The sequence below is a fragment of the Wenzhouxiangella marina genome (genome assembly GCF_001187785.1).
Taxonomy (GTDB): domain Bacteria; phylum Pseudomonadota; class Gammaproteobacteria; order Xanthomonadales; family Wenzhouxiangellaceae; genus Wenzhouxiangella; species Wenzhouxiangella marina.
This window is the reverse complement of record NZ_CP012154.1, coordinates 340,963-360,201: the sequence shown is the minus strand read 5'-3', so window position 1 is coordinate 360,201 and position 19,239 is coordinate 340,963. Positions and strand designations below refer to the sequence as shown.

At 65.1% G+C, this 19,239-nt stretch carries 19 protein-coding genes; 11 read left to right on the top strand and 8 right to left on the bottom strand.

What is annotated here, in order from left to right; all coding sequences use genetic code 11:
* Positions 1-86: 86 nt before the first annotated feature.
* The 3 genes from WM2015_RS01470 (at position 87) to hemE (ending at position 2,879) form a co-directional block, all read left to right on the top strand.
* Positions 87-614: a shikimate kinase gene (locus WM2015_RS01470; RefSeq protein ID WP_049724368.1), complete on the top strand. Its 528-nt coding sequence runs from the start codon at positions 87-89 to the stop codon at positions 612-614.
* Positions 615-1,682 carry a 3-dehydroquinate synthase gene (aroB, locus tag WM2015_RS01465; protein WP_049724367.1) on the top strand — a complete coding sequence of 356 codons (1,068 nt, stop codon included), beginning with the start codon at positions 615-617 and terminating at the stop codon, positions 1,680-1,682.
* Between the two features lie 141 nt (positions 1,683-1,823).
* The gene (hemE, locus tag WM2015_RS01460; protein WP_049724366.1) at positions 1,824-2,879 is read left to right on the top strand and encodes a uroporphyrinogen decarboxylase; all 1,056 of its coding nucleotides are present in this window, start codon (positions 1,824-1,826) and stop codon (positions 2,877-2,879) included.
* An 883-nt stretch (positions 2,880-3,762) separates the two neighbouring features.
* Here the strand turns inward: hemE and WM2015_RS01455 are convergent.
* From WM2015_RS01455 to rpsU, 6 genes are all read right to left on the bottom strand, one after another.
* Complete coding sequence (locus WM2015_RS01455; protein ID WP_049724365.1) at positions 3,763-4,266, bottom strand: tetratricopeptide repeat protein; 504 nt, start codon at positions 4,264-4,266, stop codon at positions 3,763-3,765.
* 314 nt (positions 4,267-4,580) lie between these two features.
* The gene (locus WM2015_RS01450; RefSeq protein WP_049724364.1) at positions 4,581-5,333 is read right to left on the bottom strand and encodes a hypothetical protein; all 753 of its coding nucleotides are present in this window, start codon (positions 5,331-5,333) and stop codon (positions 4,581-4,583) included.
* A 1,754-nt stretch (positions 5,334-7,087) separates the two neighbouring features.
* Positions 7,088-8,950: an RNA polymerase sigma factor RpoD gene (rpoD, locus tag WM2015_RS01445; protein ID WP_049724363.1), complete on the bottom strand. Its 1,863-nt coding sequence runs from the start codon at positions 8,948-8,950 to the stop codon at positions 7,088-7,090.
* 8 nt (positions 8,951-8,958) lie between these two features.
* On the bottom strand, positions 8,959-10,695 hold the full coding sequence (dnaG, locus tag WM2015_RS01440) for a DNA primase (protein WP_049724362.1): 1,737 nt from the start codon (positions 10,693-10,695) through the stop codon (positions 8,959-8,961).
* A 19-nt stretch (positions 10,696-10,714) separates the two neighbouring features.
* Positions 10,715-11,161, bottom strand: coding sequence for a GatB/YqeY domain-containing protein (locus tag WM2015_RS01435; RefSeq protein ID WP_082169339.1), 447 nt, complete (start codon positions 11,159-11,161; stop codon positions 10,715-10,717).
* A 52-nt stretch (positions 11,162-11,213) separates the two neighbouring features.
* Positions 11,214-11,429, bottom strand: coding sequence for a 30S ribosomal protein S21 (gene rpsU, locus WM2015_RS01430; RefSeq protein ID WP_049724361.1), 216 nt, complete (start codon positions 11,427-11,429; stop codon positions 11,214-11,216).
* Between the two features lie 62 nt (positions 11,430-11,491).
* On the opposite strand from rpsU, the gene tsaD reads away from it, so the two are divergent.
* The 4 genes from tsaD to msrB all read left to right on the top strand — a co-directional run bounded on the left by tsaD (position 11,492) and on the right by msrB (position 13,945).
* Complete coding sequence (gene tsaD, locus WM2015_RS01425) at positions 11,492-12,520, top strand: tRNA (adenosine(37)-N6)-threonylcarbamoyltransferase complex transferase subunit TsaD (RefSeq protein WP_049724360.1); 1,029 nt, start codon at positions 11,492-11,494, stop codon at positions 12,518-12,520.
* Between the two features lie 69 nt (positions 12,521-12,589).
* Entirely contained in the window at positions 12,590-12,946 is a 357-nt protein-coding gene (gene folB / locus WM2015_RS01420; RefSeq protein ID WP_049724359.1) for a dihydroneopterin aldolase, read from the top strand.
* 66 nt (positions 12,947-13,012) lie between these two features.
* Positions 13,013-13,519, top strand: a complete 507-nt coding sequence (gene folK, locus WM2015_RS01415; protein WP_049724358.1) for a 2-amino-4-hydroxy-6-hydroxymethyldihydropteridine diphosphokinase — start codon at positions 13,013-13,015, stop codon at positions 13,517-13,519.
* A 24-nt stretch (positions 13,520-13,543) separates the two neighbouring features.
* Positions 13,544-13,945: a peptide-methionine (R)-S-oxide reductase MsrB gene (msrB, locus tag WM2015_RS01410; protein ID WP_049724357.1), complete on the top strand. Its 402-nt coding sequence runs from the start codon at positions 13,544-13,546 to the stop codon at positions 13,943-13,945.
* 87 nt (positions 13,946-14,032) lie between these two features.
* On the opposite strand, the gene WM2015_RS01405 is transcribed toward msrB, so the two are convergent.
* Both WM2015_RS01405 and WM2015_RS01400 read right to left on the bottom strand, forming a co-directional pair.
* Entirely contained in the window at positions 14,033-14,839 is an 807-nt protein-coding gene (locus WM2015_RS01405) for a glucose 1-dehydrogenase (protein ID WP_049726929.1), read from the bottom strand.
* Positions 14,840-14,852: 13 nt separating this feature from the next.
* Positions 14,853-15,386 carry a GNAT family N-acetyltransferase gene (locus tag WM2015_RS01400; protein WP_049724356.1) on the bottom strand — a complete coding sequence of 178 codons (534 nt, stop codon included), beginning with the start codon at positions 15,384-15,386 and terminating at the stop codon, positions 14,853-14,855.
* 133 nt (positions 15,387-15,519) lie between these two features.
* Between WM2015_RS01400 and WM2015_RS01395 the strand changes: the two genes are divergently transcribed.
* From WM2015_RS01395 to WM2015_RS01380, 4 genes are all read left to right on the top strand, one after another.
* Entirely contained in the window at positions 15,520-16,068 is a 549-nt protein-coding gene (locus tag WM2015_RS01395) for an RNA polymerase sigma factor (protein WP_049724355.1), read from the top strand.
* Positions 16,065-16,580 carry a hypothetical protein gene (locus tag WM2015_RS01390; protein ID WP_049724354.1) on the top strand — a complete coding sequence of 172 codons (516 nt, stop codon included), beginning with the start codon at positions 16,065-16,067 and terminating at the stop codon, positions 16,578-16,580. The genes WM2015_RS01395 and WM2015_RS01390 overlap by 4 nt, the downstream gene beginning before the upstream one ends.
* Positions 16,581-16,617: 37 nt before the next feature.
* The gene (locus WM2015_RS01385; RefSeq protein WP_049724353.1) at positions 16,618-17,706 is read left to right on the top strand and encodes a PDZ domain-containing protein; all 1,089 of its coding nucleotides are present in this window, start codon (positions 16,618-16,620) and stop codon (positions 17,704-17,706) included.
* Positions 17,707-17,827: 121 nt separating this feature from the next.
* Complete coding sequence (locus tag WM2015_RS01380) at positions 17,828-19,102, top strand: NAD(P)/FAD-dependent oxidoreductase (RefSeq protein WP_049724352.1); 1,275 nt, start codon at positions 17,828-17,830, stop codon at positions 19,100-19,102.
* Positions 19,103-19,239 lie beyond the last annotated feature (137 nt).

The window sequence follows — 19,239 nt, the reverse complement described above, 5'->3', positions numbered from 1 at the left end:
CGACACGCGAGGCCCGGCGAATCGAAGCGAACGTGGTAGCATGCGTGCTGTTACCAACGACGTCCCGCACGGATTCACCGACGCTCATGCCGCGCATCTTCCTGATCGGTCCGATGGGATCGGGCAAGACCACCGTGGGCCGGTTTCTGGCCGAACGTCTGGGTCTGGAATTCATCGACCTCGACCAGGCCATCGAGCGCCGCTGCGGCGTGGAAGTCCGTACGATCTTCGACATCGAAGGCGAACAGGGCTTTCGCGCCCGCGAGCAGGCCATGCTCGACGAATTGACCCAGCGCGATGACGTGCTGCTGGCCACGGGCGGTGGCAGCATCCTCGACGCGGAGAATCGCCGCCTGCTGCGCGAGCGCGGTCTGGTGGTCTGGTTGAAGACCCGGGTCGATCAGCAGATTCGGCGGCTGGAGAAGGACCAGCGCCGACCCCTGCTACAGGCTCCTGATCGGGAAGAACGACTGCAGCGGCTGGCCAGGGAGCGCGACCCCCTGTACGCCGAATGCGCCCATCTGGTGATCCGTTCCGACAACGTCGTGCCCGTGCAGATGGCCGCCCGAGCCGAACAGCAGATCCGTGCCCACCTGAACCAGGGAAGCCCTTAGATGAAAGTCATCCAGGTTCGTCATGCCGGGGGCGAATACCCGGTCTACGTCGGTCAGGGCCTGCTGGGCATGACCAGCATCCTCGACCGCCACCTCGAAGGCCGAGTGCTGGTGGTCAGCGACCAGAACGTCGCGAAGCACTATCTGGATCGACTGCGCCCGACCCTGAGCAGGATCCAGCACAAGCGCAAGATCATTCTGCCAGCCGGCGAGGAATACAAGACGGTCGCCAGCTGGCAACGCATCCTCGATGAACTGGTCGAGCTGAAGGCCCAGCGCGACGCGACCATTCTCGCCCTCGGCGGTGGCGTGGTCGGCGACATGGCGGGCTTTGCCGCGGCCAGCTACATGCGCGGCATTCGCGTGATCCAGATGCCGACTACCCTGCTCGCCCAGGTCGACGCGGCGGTCGGCGGCAAGACCGGCGTCAATCACCCCCAGGGCAAGAATCTGATCGGCGCCTTCCACCAGCCCGCTGCCGTGATCGCCGACCTCGATACGCTGCAGACCCTCGACGAGCGCGACTATCGGGCCGGCCTGGCCGAAGTGGTCAAGTACGGCGCCATCCGCGACCCGGGTTTCTTCGCCTGGCTGGACGCCCGCGCCGACGCCCTGGCCGCTCGCGTCCCCGACGCCCTGGTCGAAGCGGTCTACCAGTCGGTGCGCAACAAGGCCGAAGTGGTCGCCGCCGACGAGAAGGAGGCCGGCCAGCGCGCCCTGCTGAACTTCGGCCACACCTTCGGCCATGCCCTGGAGACCTTCACCGCCTACCAGCGCTATCGCCATGGTGAAGCGGTAGCCATCGGCATGGTCCTGGCCGCCCGCCTGAGCGAATTCCTGGGCCGCTGCCCGACCGGCACCAGCGACCGCCTCGAAAGGCTGCTCCAGCGACTCGGCCTCGACACCCGCCTGCCGGCCGATGCCGACCCCGACCGCCTGCTCAACCTGATGCGCCTGGACAAGAAGAACCGGGCCGACCAGATCCGCCTGATCCTGCTCGACGACATCGGACAGGCCAGCGTCACACCCTGCCCGGCTGACGATATCCGCGAAGTGCTGGTCAAGTGACGAAAAAACAAAGTCAAATTCAAAAACAGACTCACCACAGAGGCACAGAGTACACAGAGAGAAAAGTGATCAAATTTCTTTTTCTCCGTGTCTCCGTGCCTCTGTGGTGAATGCATTTTTTTAGGAGTTCAGGACACTGCAATGACTTCTAGTTCTTCGATCAAAGACTCCCTGTTCATGAAGGCGCTTCGGCGCGAGCCCACCGAACGCCGCCCGATGTGGCTGATGCGCCAGGCCGGGCGCTACCTGCCGGAATACCGCGCCACCCGCGCCAAGGCCGGCAGCTTTCTGAAGCTGGCCGGCAACCCGGAGCTCGCCTGCGAGGTCACGCTGCAGCCGATCGAACGCTACGGCTTCGATGCGGCGATCCTGTTTTCCGACATCCTGATCCTGCCGCACGCGATGGGGCTCGGGCTGGGTTTCCAGGCCGGCGAAGGCCCCTACTTCGAGCGTCCCGTGCGAACGCCCGACGACGTCGCCGCCCTGCCCACGCCGGACCCCAAAGACGACACGGGCTATGTCATGGAGGCCGTGCGCCTGATCCGCCGGGACCTGCCCGAGGGCACGCCCCTGATCGGCTTCGCCGGCAGCCCCTGGACCGTGGCCACCTACATGATCGAGGGTCGCTCGAGCAAGGACTTCGCCAACGCCAAGAAGCTGCTCCTCGGCGCGCCCGAGGCCGCCCATCAGCTGATGAACCACCTGGCCGACACCACCGCCGATTACCTCGCCGCCCAGGTCGAGGCCGGCGCCGATGCCCTGATGATCTTCGACTCCTGGGGCGGTGCCCTGTCGCCAACGCTGTATCGGGACTATTCCCTGGCCTCGCAGCAGCGCATCGTCGACCGGCTGAAGGAGCGCTGCCCTGACACCCCGCTGATCCTGTTCGGCAAGGGCTGTGGCCAGCACCTGGAGCTACTCGCCGACACGGGCTGCCAGGGCCTGGGCGTGGACTGGACCATGGACCTGAGCGAAGCGCGCGAGCGCGTCGGCCATCGCGTGGCCCTGCAGGGCAACCTCGACCCCGCAGTGCTACTGACCAGCCCGGAGATCATCCAGGCCGAGACCCGCCGCGTCCTCGACAGCTTCGGCGACGGCCCGGGCCATATCTTCAATCTGGGCCACGGGATCACCCCCGAGGTGCCGCCGGAGCACGTCGAGGTGCTGGTGGAGACGGTCAGAAGCCGGACCTTCTGAAGGGGTCCGGGGGCGTCGATCGTCTTGTCGATCGTCGCGTTGACGGAGATCGCTGGGACATGGTCCTGCATTGATTCGACGATCCAGACCGGGTACCTATCGGGCGCAGCGTGTTGGGGAGCCATCGGCCGTAGGGTGGTCGGCGATGGCTGCAATATGCGTGCGTCGGGTTCCTGGTGGTGGATTCATCATCTCGTCGTCGAGGCGACGGAGATGTCTGCAACATGGTCCGTCGGGCGCGTGGGCCCGACCTACCTCGGGGCTTCGGTCAGGCGTGGTGTGGACGGCGGGCTGGATCGTCGGGTTGACGGAGATAGCGGGCGTATGGTCCGTCGGGCGCACACGCGGTCGGTCTTCGGCGCAGCGCTTCTGGCCTCCGGCCAACCGCACTACGCCTCCGATCTGCGCTGGGCCGACCTACATTGGGCTCGATGTCGAACGAAGGCAACCCGGATTTACGGATGCCGTTGCCAAAACCACGATCGACAACGTCCGATCGAAGCCCACGGTAGGTCGGGGCCACGTCCCCGACGGTCCATGCCCCAACCATCTCCAACAACTCGACGGCGAGATGCTGCAATCCCCACCGAAAACCCGACGCGCGGATATCGCGGCCAGCACATGAAACCGAACGGAGCCCACGCTGCGTTGATTCGACGATTCCTGACCGGGTGCTCATCGGGCGCAGCGTGTTGGGGAACCATCGGCCGTAGGGTGGTCGGCGATGGCTGCAATATGCGTGCGTCGGGTTCTTCGCTAATGCTGCGCGATTGCGCCGTCGGGTTTGCGGAGATGGCTGAGAGATGGACAGGGACATGGTCCGTCGGGCGTGTGAGCCCGACCTACTCGTCGCGGCTTCGATCGGGCACGGCGCAGGCCGGAGCTAGCCGTCGCCTGGATCCAGAAGCTGGTCCGTTCCCGGTCGAGGGCGATAAGGCAGCGGCTGACCCGTCCGTTCGACATGCCGACGGTTGAGCTCCTGCAGCAGCTCGGATTCGAAGATGTCGAGGAGCATGAGCTCTTCACGACTGAACTCGCGCCGGAGGTTATAGCCAGGGTACATTGCTGTCCAATCTCCCATCGCCTGCGCGACCTGCAGCCAGGCGACCGCTGCCAGCCGGTCCCGCTCGACCCCGCCGGCCCCGGCCAGGTAGATCATCGCAATCTGCTGGGCCGCCTCGATGCTGCCCTGAGAGGCTGCCTCCATGAACCACTCGATGCCCTCGACACCCCGGTCGCGGTTGTGCGCCAGACGTACCCCGAACTCGAACTGGGCGAAGGGATCGCCGGCTTCCGCCAGGGCCCGAAGTTCCTCGTCGCTCATCCGAACAACGGCATCGCGCACGCGCATGGGCACCTGCAGCGTGGCTTCGCGCCATTCGGCCATGGCCGCTTCGGCGGGTGGCAGGGTGGGCCGTCTGTCGTCAGCGGACGCTGTCGGCTCGGAGCGAGCCTGGCCAGGCTCCGGGGCCGAATTCGATATTGGAGCGGATTCCGGGGACTCGAGCACAAGCGCATCGCTCGAGTCCGACAGCATCGGCTCGAGCGCCGGGACGGACGTTGCGGGCGCGCCCTGGGGCGGAGGCATCGGTGCCGGACCCTGCAGCCGAAAAAGCCACGCCAGCAGCAGAGCGAAGCCAACAAGCAATGCAATCGCAAGACGAAGGCGGTTCACAGGCAACGCTCGACGGAAACCAGCACCTATCGCGGACCGACGTCTTGCAACAGCGAAACCGGCTTCAGTTCGAAGGCATGGAGCCTGGCATCGGCGCTGACGCCGTAACGGCTCATGATGGGAAACGAGGTCGAGCCGGGTTCATCAAGAAACAGATCGAAGACGCGCCGAGTCTCCTCCAGCGCCTGCAGGGTCCTCGATTCGACATCGATGAACTCCTGAACGAGCTGCACGCGAATCCGGCCCTGGTCCCCCGGGCCCACATCGACCGGGGTGGAGAACTCGACCAGGACTCCGATGTTGCCCTCCAGCTTCGCGTCGGCGGCCGCGATCAGGCGGTCAACGTTCAACCAGAAGCCCTCGTAGGCCTCGAGGGAGAAACCCCGCTCGGACCGATAGGAAGCAAACAGTTCATCGAAGGCGACACTCAGGTCGAGCGCATCGACGTCGAAATTGAACGACGCTGACCCACCCCCGCGACCGGCGTGCGACTGCAACCAGCCCTCCACCGGCGCGAACAACAGCATGGCCAAGGCCACATAGGGCTCCGCCTCGAACAGACGATCGAAGTCCTGGCGCCTTCCATCCAGCCCCAGGCCGAAGGGAAAGCGATGGCTGTCACGATCGGCCTCCGTAAAAGCGGGACACAGGTAGATGCTCTCGGGATAGTCCAGCGGAAGACTCAGCTGCGCCGACGCGGGCGGTGTATGCAGCCCCAGCGACAGGCCACCCAGAAGTACGAGAAGGCTGGAATAACGAATCCACCACGGCTTGTTCATGAAACCCTCCTGATAACGGCAACGGGCATTTATAGCCAATCGCTTACAGAGACCTCACTCCCCGATCAGCGATCCGATCGGCCGGCGTCTCATCAAAGAGCTTGGGGCAAGAAACGAGATAGACAAGCAGGCGGAATCCGATCATGCCGGCCTTTTACCGAGCGTGGTGCGAGCCCCGGTGCTCAGCCGTCAAGTTTACGGAGGTGTCTGCAACTTGGTCTGCAATATGCGTGCGTCGGGTTCCTGGTGGTGGATTCATCATCTCGTCGTCGAGGCGACGGAGATGTCTGCAACATGGTCCGTCGGCCACGTGGGGCCGACCTACGTCGGGGCTTCGGTCAGGCGTGGTGCGGATGGCGGGCTGGATAGTCGGGTTGACGGAGATAGCGGGCGTATGGTCCTACGACCAACCGCACTACGCCTCCGGCCTGCGCTAGGCCGACCTACATTGGGCTCGATGTCGAACGAAGGCAACCCGGATTTACGGATGCCGTTGCCAAACCCACGATCGACAGCGCCCGATCGAAGCCTGCGGTAGGTCGGGGCCACTGTCCACGTCCCCGACGGTCCATGCCCCAACCATCTCCAACAACTCGACGGCGAGATGCTGCAATCCCCACCGAACATCCGACGCGCGGATATCGCGGCCAGCACATGAAACCGAACGGAGCCCGCGCTGCGTTGATTCGACGATTCCTGACCGGGTGCTCATCGGGCGCAGCGTGTTGGGGAACCATCGGCTGTAGGGTGGCCGGCGATGGCTGCAATATGCTTGCGTCGGGTTCTTCGCTAATGCTGCGCGATTGCGCCGTCGGGTTTGCGGAGATGGCTGAGAGATGGACCGTCGGCCACGTGGGGCCGACCTACTCGATGGGCTTCGAATGAGCGTGGTACGGATCGGCAAACCCAGACGGAGCTGCCAGGTTTCTCCAGCCATTGGAGCACCTGGCCTACAGCCAACCGCACTACGCCTCCGATCTGCGCTGGGCCGACCTACATTGGGCTCGATGCCGAACGAAGGCAACCCGGATTGCCGGATGCCGTTGCCAAACCCACGATCGACAAGGCCCGATCGAAGCCCACGGTAGGTCGGGGCCACGTCCCCGACGGTCCATGCCCCAACCATCTCCAACAACTCGACGGCGAGATGCTGCAATCCCCACCGAAAACCCGACGCGCGGATATCGCGGCCAGCACATGAAACCGAACGGAGCCCGCGCTGCGTTGATTCGACGATTCCTGACCGGGTGCTCATCGGGCGCAGCGTGTTGGGGAACCATCGGCTGTAGGGTGGCCGGCGATGGCTGCAATATGCGTGCGTCGGGTTCTTCGCGAAGGCTGCGCGATTGCGCCGTCCGGTTTGCGGAGATGGCTGAGAGATGGACCGTCGGGCGCGTGGGCCCGACCTACGTCGGGGCGTCGGTCAAGCGTGGTGCGGATGGCGGGCTGGATCGTCGGGTTGACGGAGATAGCGGGCGCATGGTCCGTCGGGCGCACGCGCGGTCGGTCTTCGGCGCAGCGCTTCTGGCCTCCGGCCAATCGCGCTACGCCTCCGACCTGCACTGGCCCGACCTACGTCGGGGCTTCGGTCAGGCGTGGTGTGGACGGCGGGTTTCGGTCGTCGGCCGGACGGGAATGTTCGGGGCATGGCCCTCGAAGCTGTCAGGCAACGCAATGAAAAAGGGGCGCCGAAGCACCCCTTTTTCCTGACTTTCTCTGCGTCTCCGCGAGAGGCCGCCTTTCGGCGCTCGAACTTATTCGAGGTCGAGGAAGCTCCGCAGCTGCTCCGAGCGGGTCGGGTGGCGCAGCTTTCTGAGGGCCTTGGCTTCGATCTGACGGATGCGCTCGCGGGTGACGTCGAACTGCTTGCCCACTTCCTCGAGGGTGTGGTCCGTGTTCATGTCGATGCCGAAGCGCATGCGCAGCACCTTGGCTTCGCGCGGGGTCAGGCCGCCGAGGACCTTCTGCACCGTGTCGGTCAGGCCGGTGGTGGTGGCCGTGTCGACGGGCGAGAGGATGTTGACGTCCTCGATGAAATCGCCCAGATGCGAATCTTCGTCGTCGCCGATCGGCGTCTCCATGGAGATCGGCTCCTTGGCGATCTTGAGCACCTTGCGGACCTTGTCCTCGGGCATTTCCATGCGCTCGGCCAGCTCGTCCGGGGTCGGCTCGCGACCCATCTCCTGCAGCATCTGGCGGGAGACGCGGTTGAGCTTGTTGATCGTCTCGATCATGTGCACGGGGATGCGGATCGTGCGCGCCTGGTCGGCGATCGAGCGGGTGATGGCCTGACGAATCCACCAGGTGGCGTAGGTCGAGAACTTGTAGCCGCGGCGGTATTCGAACTTGTCGACGGCCTTCATCAGGCCGATGTTGCCCTCCTGGATCAGGTCCAGGAACTGCAGACCGCGGTTGGTGTATTTCTTGGCGATCGAGATCACCAGTCGCAGGTTGGCCTCGACCATTTCCTTCTTGGCGCGGCGGGCCATGGCCTCACCGATCGACATGGATCGGTTCAATTCGCGCAGCTCGGCGATCGAGACGCGCTGGGCGGTCTCGAACTTGGCCAAGCGCTCCTGCAGCTCGGCGATCTCGTCCTGGTAATCCTTCAGGGCGCGGCCCCACTTGGTCTGGCGCTTGACCAGGCCGGCCAGCCACTCGGGATCGGACTCGTTGTCCTGGAAGCTCTTGATGAACTCCTTGCGCGGCATGCCGGCGCGCTCGACGCAGATCGACATGATGCGGCGTTCGATGTCGCGGATGATGGCGACGTGGAAGCGCATGCGGTCGATCAGGTGGTCGAACATCCGCGGCGGCAGCTTCAGACGCATGAACTGCTCGGAAATCTGGTCCTTGAGTTCGTTGGTCTTCTTGCCGTTCGGACCGTAGCGGTCGTAGAGCTTGATGAAGCTTTCGTGCAAGCGACTCATCTCGTCGAAGAACTGGGCGACCTGCTCCGGGTCCGGGCCCGTGTTGACGGTCGGGGCCGGCTTGTCGTCGTCCTCGTCCTCTTCGTCGGCGTACTCGGCCTCTTCGGCCACGGCCGCTTCCATCGTGTCTTCCGAGATGAGGTCCATCTCGGCGAGCAGGGTCGGGTCGATGAAACCGGACACGAGCTCGTTCAGACGCTGGTTGCCCGCCTTCCAGACCTCGGCCTCTTCGAGCAGGGCGGCGACGGTGCCAGGGAAGCGTGACAGGGCCATGTTGACCTGATTGAGGCCGTCCTCGATGCGCTTGGCGATCGAGATTTCACCTTCGCGGGTCAGCAGATCGACGGACCCCATTTCGCGCATGTACATGCGCACCGGGTCGGTCGTGCGTCCGAGCTCGGATTCGACCGCGGCCAGGGCGGCTTCCGCCTCCTGCTGAGCGGTTTCGTCATCCGTGTCGGAGCTGGCCGAGTCGTTCAGGATCAGGGCATCGGCGTCTTCGGGCGCTTCCTCGAAGACCTTGATGCCCATGTCGTTGATCATGTTGATGATGTCTTCGATCTGTTCCGGATCGACGATGTCATCGGGCAGATGGTCGTTGACCTGGGCATAGGTCAACCACTGGCCTTGTTCGCGGCCTTTTTCGATCAACTGCTTGAGCTGTGAGGGACGAGGTGCGTTTTCCATATCAACTACTAATTCGGTTGGTCACTGTCTTCCAGGCGCAAGCTCAACAACTCGCGCAATTCGGCGGCCCTGGTTCCATCCAGCCCCCCTTCGTTCATCTGGGCCTGCTGGAGCTCGCGGACGCGTGCCTGTACCTGCATACGGCGGATTCTGGCCAGGGTTTGCGCCAGTGCCGCCGGCATCTGTTCTGCTTCCTGACACACGTCACGCGCGGCCAACCGGGCCAGCCAGGGCTGTTCCGGACGCTCGCGCCACAGCTCAAGAAGCTTAGCCGTGGAAAGGTGGGGCCTTTCGCGGCAAAAGTCAATCAATTCCTGAAGGAAATTCAGGCCCTTGATCGATCCCAGGCTCTCCAGCAGATAGACCGCATCGCTCGTCGCCAGTTCAGGGCGCTGCACGAGCAAGGCGACCGCGTATTGTACCGGGGTCAGCGGGCGATCGTCATCAAGACCGCTCGGCCGTCGGATCGGAGCCGGTGAAGACGCCACCGCGCGTCCCGAATGACCAGCCCGCGACTTGAGCTCCGCACGCATCAGATCGGCAAAGGGACCGGGCGGAAGCCTGTCCAGATGCGGCTCGGCCAGGGCCACGAGGCGCGCCCTTCCATCGAGAGAGCGCAGGTCGAGCTCGGCGGCGAAGTGATCGAAAAAGAAGTCCGACAGGGGCTGGGCCTGGTCGATCAGGGCCTCAAGCGCTTCCTTGCCCTGCTCGCGCACCAGGCTGTCCGGGTCCTCGCCCTCGGGCAGGAACAGAAAGCGCAGCTCGCGGTTGTCCTTCATCTGCGGCAACGCCGCCTCGAGCCCGCGCCAGGCCGCCTGGCGGCCGGCCCGGTCGCCGTCGAAGCAGAACACCACCAGGGGCGTGGCCCGAAACAGGGCCTCGAGGTGGTCCGGCGTCACCGCCGTGCCCAGGGTGGCGACGGCGTCGGGGAAGCCGAACTGATGCAGGGCGGCCGCGTCCATGTAGCCCTCGACCACCAGGATGCGCGACGGCAGGCCACCGCGGCGGACCTGGTGCAGGCGGTAGAGCTCTCGCCCCTTGTGAAAGACCGGCGTTTCCGGCGAGTTCATGTACTTCGGCTGGCCATCGTCGATCACCCGACCGCCGAAGGCGATCACGCGTCCGCGGCGGTCGTGGATAGGAAACATGATGCGACCGCGAAACTTGTCGGTGATGCGATCGTTCTTGCGTGTCACCAGACCGGCGGCCTCGAGCTCGGCCGGCTTGAAACCCTCGCGACTCAGATGGTCGGACAGGCCCTGCCAGCTCTGGGGCGCCCAGCCGACGCCGAATTCATCGACGGTGGCCTTGTCGAAGCCACGCTGCTTCAGATAGTCGCGCGCCGGCTCACTGGCCGCCAGCTGGTGGCGAAACCAGGTCTGGGCTTCCTGCAGAGCCAGGTAGAGACGGTCGTTCTTGCGCGCAGGCGCTTGCGCCCCGCCCTCGCGAGGGACCTCGAGACCCACCATATGCGCCAATTCTTCGATGGCCGCAGGAAACTCGAGGCCGTCGTTTTCCATCAGGAACCCGATGGCTGTGCCATGGGCGCCACAGCCGAAGCAGTGATAGAACTGCTTGTCGGTACTGACCGTGAAGGAGGGAGTCTTCTCGTTATGAAACGGGCAGAGGCCCTTGAATTCACCGCGGCCGGCATTCTTGAGCTGGACGCGATGGCCGATCACTTCGGCGATATCGATCCGCTCGAGGAGGGTTTCGATGAAGTCTTCGGGTATCCGTCCGGACAAGAGGCGTGCCCGGTGGCGATCAAGCGTTCAGGCGGGCGCGCACCCGGGCCGAGACCTCGCGCATGTCCGCGCGGCCCTGCACCTGATCTTTCAATGTGCCCATCACGGCACCCATGGCGGCCATGCCGGTGACGCCGGCGTTGGCAATCGCCTTGTCGATCAACGCATCCAGCTCCGCCTCACCCAGGGGTTCGGGCAGGTAGGTCTGGAGGATGGCGATTTCGGCTTCTTCGACTTCGGCCAGCTCGGGGCGCTGGCCGGCACGGTACTGCTCGGAGGACTCGCGTCGCTGCTTGATCATCTTTTCCAGGATCGCCAGCACCTGCGCATCATCGAGCTCGATGCGTTCATCGACCTCGCGTTGCTTGATGGCGGCGGTCGCCATGCGCAGGGTCTTCAGACGGCCCTTGTCGCCCGCGCGCATGGCCTGCTTGACGTCGTCCTGGATGGTGACCTTGAGGGACAAAGCAGACGATCCTTGGCTGGGAGGACCGGCCGAGGGGCCGATCCACGATCAATCAGTACAGGCGGCGACGGTTGACGCGCTCGCGAGACAGCTTGCGCAGGTGACGCTTGACGGCGGCAGCCTTCTTGCGCTTGCGCTCCTGGGTCGGCTTTTCGAAGAACTCGCGGCGGCGAGATTCGGCGACGACGCCAGCTTTTTCACACGAGCGCTTGAAGCGACGCAGGGCGTACTCGAACGGCTCGTTTTCCTTGACCTTGACACTCGGCATTAAAATTCCCGGTCCATGTTTTGCGTGGAAAGTCGCCCATTATAGCGTGGTATTCTGCGTCGATGCAAAGCATTCTGGGCATCGAATCCTCCTGCGATGAAACGGGCGTGGCCATTTATCGGCCCGACGGCGGCATCGTGGCCGAGCTCGTGTACACCCAGGCCGACCACGCGGCCTACGGCGGCGTGGTCCCGGAGCTGGCCTCCAGGGACCATGTTCGCAAGCTGCCCGGCATGATCCGGGAGCTGCTCGACCAGGCCAGCCTGTCTCCCGACGAGCTCGGCGCGGTCGCCTACACGGCCGGCCCCGGCCTGGCCGGCGCCCTGCTGGTCGGCGCCTCCACCGGCGTCGCCCTGGCCCGGGCACTGGATATCCCGGCGATCGCCGTCCATCACATGGAAGGGCACCTGCTCTCGCCGCTGCTCGAAGCCAACGCCCCGGCATTCCCCTTCCTGGCCCTGCTCGTGTCCGGCGGCCACACGATGCTGGTCGAAGTCGCCGGCCTCGGACGCTACCGCCTGCTGGGCGAGACCCTGGACGATGCCGCCGGCGAGGCCTTCGACAAGACCGCCCGCCTGCTGGGCCTGGGCTACCCAGGCGGGCCCGAAGTGGCTCGCCTGGCCGAACAAGGGGACCCGGAACGCTTCGACTTTCCCCGCCCGATGGTCAATCGGCCCGGACTCGACTTCAGCTTCTCCGGGCTGAAGACCCATACCCGGGAGCTGGTCGAACGCAGCGAGAAGGCCGATCACGCGGACATCGCCGCTGGCTTCGAGCGCGCCGTGGTCGACACTCTGGTGATCAAGTGCAAACGGGCCCTCAAGCAGGCCCGGCTCAAGCGTCTGGTGATTGCCGGCGGCGTCAGCGCCAACCAGCGTCTGCGCCAGGCCCTGGATCGGGCCCTGCCCGGCCAGGTCTTCTACCCGCGACCGTCGCTTTGCACGGACAACGGCGCGATGATCGCGCATGCCGGCTGGTATCGCCGCCACGAAGGCCGGCGCGACGGCCTGATCGCCGTGCGCCCGCGCTGGCCGCTGGAGGAGCTGCCCCCGGCGCCCGAGGCTGCCGAGCGCGCCGCGGAAACGGCCTGAGACCGAACACTTCAACCGCCTTCACCCTTCGCCGGCTACCCTGTGCCGCTTCTGAATCGAGCCTTGCCCATGGACATCGTCTTCATCTCCGACCTCGACATCGACACCGTGATCGGCATCTACGACTGGGAGCGCGAGATCCGTCAGACCGTGCGCCTGAACATCGAAATGAATGCCGACATCGCGCGTGCCGCCGCCACCGACCACATCGACGACACGCTCGACTACAAGGCCGTGGCCAAGCGTCTGATCGGCTTCGTCGAGAAAAGCGAGTTCGGCCTGGTCGAGACCCTGGCCGAGCGCTGCGCGGAGATCATCCTGAGCGAGTTCCCGGTCCAGTGGCTGCGGCTCAAGCTCGACAAGCCGGGCGCCGTGCGCGGCTCCCGCTCCGTCGGCGTGATCATCGAACGCGGCCAGCGCCCCTGAGCGGCGCCGCGGGACGAACAATCTGAGACAATGGGGTTTTGCGATCCCCCGGATTGAGGACCACCCATGGGCTCGACCGACCACGGCAGCGTTGACGTCTATCTCGGACTGGGCAGCAATCAGGACCCGGCGCGGCATCTGCTGAGCGGGATCAGCGCCCTGGCGGGGACCTTCGGGGAGGTCAGCGTCTCGCCCTTCTACCGGTCGGCCGCCGTCGGCTTCTCGGGCTCGGATTTCCTCAATGGCGTGGCCCGAATCCACACGGACTGGTCGGTCGGGCAGCTCAAGGCCTGGCTGACCGAGCTCGAGAACCGGCACGGCCGCGATCGCAGCCAGCCCAAGTTCTCCGATCGCTCGCTCGATATCGACATCCTGTTGCACGGTGAACAGACGGGCATGGTCGACGGCCTGGAGCTACCGCGCGATGAAATCCTGAAGTTCGCCCACGTCCTGCAGCCGATGGCGGATCTCGCCCCGGAGCTGGTTCACCCGGTCAGCGGTCGAAGCTTCGCCGAGCATTGGGCGAGCTTCGAGGGCGATCGAAACCTGAGCAGAATCGATGAGAACGGATGAGTCCATCCGAGAGAGGCACACGAGATGAACGATCGAATCGAGAAGAGCGAAGGGGAATGGCGCGAGCAGCTGACCGAGGAGCAGTTCCGTGTAACCCGCCAGGCCGGCACCGAGCGCCCCTTCACCGGCGAATACAACGAACACTTCGAAGACGGCGTCTACCACTGCGTCTGCTGTGACCACCCGCTGTTCGATTCCAGCTCGAAATTCCACTCGGGCTGTGGCTGGCCGAGCTATCACTCGGAACTGGCCGATGCGGGCATCAAGCAACGCTTCGACGACTCCTTCGGCATGCGCCGGATCGAGCTGCTCTGCCCGCGCTGCGATGCCCACCTCGGCCACATCTTCGACGACGGCCCGCCGCCGACGGGCCAGCGCTACTGCATCAATTCAGTGTGTCTGGAATTCAAGCCTAGGCAAGGTTAGAAAAGGCAGGTTCACCACAGAGGCACAGAGAACACAGAGCAAATCAAAACAGTTTTTTCTCCGTGACCTCTGTGCCTCTGTGGTGAATTATTCCTTTGGACCCAGGTCGACGCTGGGTGTGGCAGTGCCCGCGAGCATGCCGCCATCGATGATCAGTTCGGCGCCGGTCATGTAGCTGGCTTCGTCGGAGGCGAGCATCACGGCAAGCGCCGCGACTTCTTCGGGCCGGCCGAAGCGGCGCAGGGGGCAGTCGGCGACGAACTCGGCCATCCGCGCCTCGCGTTCCGGTCCGTCACCCAGCATCGGTTCCCACATCGGCGTCAGGATGGCTGCCGGGAAGATGGCATTGCAGCGGATCGCCAGGCCCTGTTCGGCGCAGTAGAGGGCGACCGTCTTCGAGTGATTGCGAACCGCCGCCTTCGAGGAGGCATAGGCAGCGGCACCCGGGATGCCGACCTGGCCCGAACGCGAGGCAATATTGATGATCGAGCCCTGCCCGCTCGGGCGCATCGCCCGGATCGCGGCGCGACAGCCCAGGAAGACGCCGTCCAGATTCGTTGCATGCACGGCGCGCCAGTCGGCCAGTTCGGCGTGCTCCGGGTCGTGCGCCACCATGCCCTGCTCGAATCCGGTGATGCCGGCATTGTTGACCAGGACGTCCAGCCGACCTTCATTGGTCAACACGCCCTCGATGGCCTCATCCCAGTCGTCGGCTTCGCGCACGTCCAGGCGCTGGTAGCGGGCGGCTGAACCCAGACGCTCGGCCGCCGCCTGACCGGCGGCATCGTCGATGTCCGTCAGTACGACGCGCGCACCCTCGTCGACAAAGGCCCGGGCGATGGCTTCGCCGATACCGCGCGCCGCTCCGGTGACCAGGGCGATCTTGCCTTTCATTCGCTCGGACAATTCAGACTCCTTTCGCAAGTGACATCGAATAGTAGGCGATGCGCTGATCCGGGCGCTTGGCGATGGTTTCCCGGGCGCTCTTCTCGCATTCGAAGGCCATGCCGAGTTTTTCGGCCACCCGGCGCGAAGCCAGGTTGGGCGGGTCGATCACGGCCACCAGGCGATCGAGCGCCATCGTGGTTCGAGCGTGTTCGACGACCGGCAGCATCGCTTCCGTGGCCAGGCCCTGGCCCCAGTGGTCTTTCCAGATCCACCAGCCGATCTCGAAATCGCCATTGTCCAGGCGCTGCATACCGGCCGTGCCAATGACCTCAGCGGAGTCGAGCAGCTCAACGGCCCCGAAACAGACCCCGTCCTGCTGAAGATGCCGTGCCTGGCGCTCGAGAAACTCGTCGACGTCCGCATCGCTCCAGGTCCGGCCCTGGGTGACGTAACGCATCATCTCCTCGTCGAACACCATGCGCTCCAGCGCTCGCCGGTCTTCGTCCCGCCAGGGACGGATGCGCAGGCGTTCGGTCTCGAACTGGAATTCCATGCCGGTCTGTCCTCATCGGGCGGGCCAGTATGGCCTCGGACCCACTGAGCGACAATAGTCCGATCGGCAGGGTGTCGGGAATATTCGACACCCGCTGCGACCCTTTCGCGCCCTCGACCGTCTAAGGCTCGACATGAACTTTTCTACGCCCCTCGACGAGATCAGCCTGGCCGCCCTGAAGAAGGATTGCCGGCGCACGCAGGAAAAGGTGTACCGGACCTTCGCACCGGCCGCCTGGAGCCTGGCGGTTCGCCTGTCCGGCTGCGAGGCCCAGGCCTGGGATGCGGTCCAGGCGGGCTTCGTCCGCGCTTTCGAACGGGTCCGCCAGCTGCGCGAACCGGCCCGCTTCGGGGCCTGGCTGAAGCGGATCATCGTCAACCAGGTGATGGACCAGCACCGCCAGCGCTTCGACGCACTGGACGACGACGAGGGGCCCGCGCTTTCGGAAACCCCGAGCCACGATGAGCAGCTGGATCTCGAGCGGGCCCTGGCCTGCCTCGACCCGATCGATCGAAGTGTCGTCTGGCTGCACGACGCCGAAGGCATGACCCATGCCGAAATCGCCGAAATGGCCGGCCAGACCGTGTCCTGGTCCAAGTCCCGGCTGAGCCGGGCCCGCGCGCGCATCCGTCCCCTTCTCGACCCCGGCCTACGGCCGGCCCGACAGGTGAATGCCTCATGAACACCTCAGACTCCCGCCAGGAGCGACTCGCCGGCTTCGACGAGCTGCCCATGATCGACCCGCCGCCGGCCCTGTGGTCGGCGATCCGGACCGAACTCGACCAGCGCGCTGCCTCTCGCCGCCACCGCCGCCTGGGCTGGATCAGCTCCGGCCTGGCGGCGGCCGCCGTGCTGGTGGTTCTGCTCGGCGTCCTGAACTCGCCGGAGCTGCCGATGCCAGCCAGCGGTGAACCCATGGTCGCCGACGCCACCGACCCGGCCCTGGTCCAGGCGCGGCAGATTTCCGCCCTGCTGGAGTCGCGCCTGCGCCAGCAGAACATGGGCGCGATCAACACCAGTTCGGTCGAGCGCCTGGTCTATGTGGAAAACGAATTGCACTGGCTGGACATCCGTCTGGCCAGCCAACCCGACAACCTCGACCTCTGGCAGCGCCGGGTCGAGTTGCTCGACGAAATGAATCGACTGTACGGCCGAAACAACTGGCAGACCGAGATGCAGCTGACGAGCTTCTGACGGTCCGACCGCTTTGAATCACGCAAGGAGCAAGACGATGAACACGATGAAATCCACCCTGCTGGCTCTGTGCCTGGCCAGCCCCATGGCCCTGGCCCAGGACAGCGATGCGGCCGATATGGAGCAGCTGCGGGCCGAGCTCGAACAAGCCCGCCTCGAAGTGGCCGAGGCCGCCCAACGCCTCGCCCGCCTGCAGCGCGAACTGGTCGATGCCGAGGGCGACGGCCAGCACTGGATCTGGCAGAGCGAAGGCGGCGATGAACTGCGCGAGTTCGAATTCCACTTCGAGGAAGGCAGCTTCGACGTAGACGAGAGTGCCATTCGCACCATGGTCCTGGCAGGATTCCCGCCGCGACTGGGCGTGCTACTGGGCGGGCCGGATTCTGCAGATCAGAACCTGGTCATCGGCGTCACCCCCGGCGGCGGCGCCGAGGCCGCCGGCATCCGCAAGGATGACCGCCTTATCTCCGTTGCCGGTCGCGACGTCACCGAGAATACGCCGAACCGGATCCGTGAGGCCTTGAGCGGCCTCGAACCGGGTGACACCGTCGACGTGATCATCCAGCGCGGTGAAGGCACGGAACTGGCCATGGGCGTCGAAGTCTCCTCGCCCCTGCGCGACATCCAGGTCATCGGCCACCGCCTGGCGCCAATGGGCGAGCAGATGGAGCGAGAGATCGTACGTATCCACCCAATGCCGGAAGGCATGCCCGTACCGCCCGCCCCGCCGATGCCCCCGCGTCTGGCCGGCCTGGGCCATGACACGGACCTCATCACCAACCACGAAGGACTGGCGCCCTATTTCGGGACCGGCGAAGGCGTGCTGGTGCTGCGGATCGCCGATGACAACCCGCTCAATCTGGAATCGGGTGACGTGATCCTGGCCATCGACGGAGAGACGGTCAACCGCCCGGTCGATCTGGGCCGCATCCTGCTCGGCCGCGATGCCGGTGATCAGGTCACGGTCAGCGTGATGCGCGAGCGCCGGCCCACCGAGGTCTACGGCACGATCCCCGAAGCCACGGCGGCCGCGCCCATGAGTCGTCATTTCGAGGTCATCATGCACCGCGACGATGGCGAGGCACCGCCTCCGGCGCCGCCCGCCCCCCCGGGCACGCCGCTCTGATCGAGCAACATCGAACTCCCAAGGGCCCGCATGCACGGGCCCTTTTTTATCCCGGAGCGCTTGTAATCAATATTAGGCTGAGCTTATATTGAGTGAATACAACAATCGTCGGGGTCCTGTCATGTCGCGAATCGTCGTTCTCGGAGCCGGTCTGGGTGGCGTTCAAGCCGCCTATGAATTGCGTGATCATCTGGGCAAGGAACACGAAGTCGTCGTGGTCAGCCCCTATCCGGACTTTCATTTCACCCCCTCCAATCCCTGGGTGGCCGTGGGCTGGCGCTCACCGGAAGCCATCAGCGTCCCGCTGCAGCGGCCGATGGAGAAGCGCGGAATCCGGCTGATCACCCAGGCCGCCAGATCCATCGACGCCGAGAACTCGGCGCTGGAACTGGCCGACGGCGAACGCCTCGACTACGACTACCTGGTCATCACCACCGGCCCGGACCTGGCCTTCGACGCCATCGAGGGCCTCGGGCCGGTCAATGGCCATACCCATTCGATCTGCACCCGGGATCACGCCGCGCAGGCCTGGGAGGCCTATCAGCGGGTGCTGGAGAACCCCGGCCCGATCGTGATCGGTGCGGTCCAGGGGGCCAGCTGCTTCGGCCCTGCCTACGAATTCGCCATGATCGTCGACGCCGACCTGCGCAAGCGCAAGCTGCGCGATCGCGTGCCGATGACCTTCGTCACCAGCGAGCCCTACGTCGGGCATCTGGGCCTGGGTGGCGTGGGTGATTCGAAGTCCCTGATGGAGCATGAACTGCGCGAACGCCACATCCACTGGCACGTCAACACGCGGGTCGACAAGGTCGAGCAGGGCACGATGCACTGCAGCCAGGTCAACGACGAGGGCGAGGCGGTCAAGTCCATCGAGCTTCCCTTCAGCTTCTCGATGATGCTGCCGTCCTTCCGCGGCGTCTCCGCCGTCGCCAGTACCGAGGGTCTTTGCAACCCGAAGGGCTTCGTCGAGATCGACGCCCACCAGCGCAACCCGAAGTACCGCAACATCTTCTCCGCCGGCGTCTGCGTCGCCATCCCTCCAGTGGAAGTCACACCACTACCCGTGGGAGCGCCCAAGACCGGCTACATGATCGAGTCCATGGTCTCTGCCATCGTCAAGAACATCGAAGCCGACCTGGCCGGCGAACCGGCCGAGGCCCAGGCCACATGGAACGCCATCTGCCTCGCCGACCTCGGCGACACGGGCGTGGCCTTCGTCGCGCTGCCGCAGATCCCACCGCGCAACGTCACCTGGGCCAAGCAGGGCAAGTGGGTGCACTGGGCCAAGATCGCCTTCGAGAAGTACTTCATGCGCAAGGTCCGCAAGGGCCATGCGGAACCGGTCTACGAACGCTACGTGCTGAAAGCCCTCGGCATCAAGCGCCTGCGGGGCTGATTCCCAGGGCTCCGATGAGCCAGAGTGTCGGGCGACCCGCACTCGACCTCCGGCTTGCGCCGGGCCGACCGACTGCAGGCCGCATCAAGGTGTTCCGATACAGGGAAACGTCCGGGCGCTCGAGAACGCGGGATGCG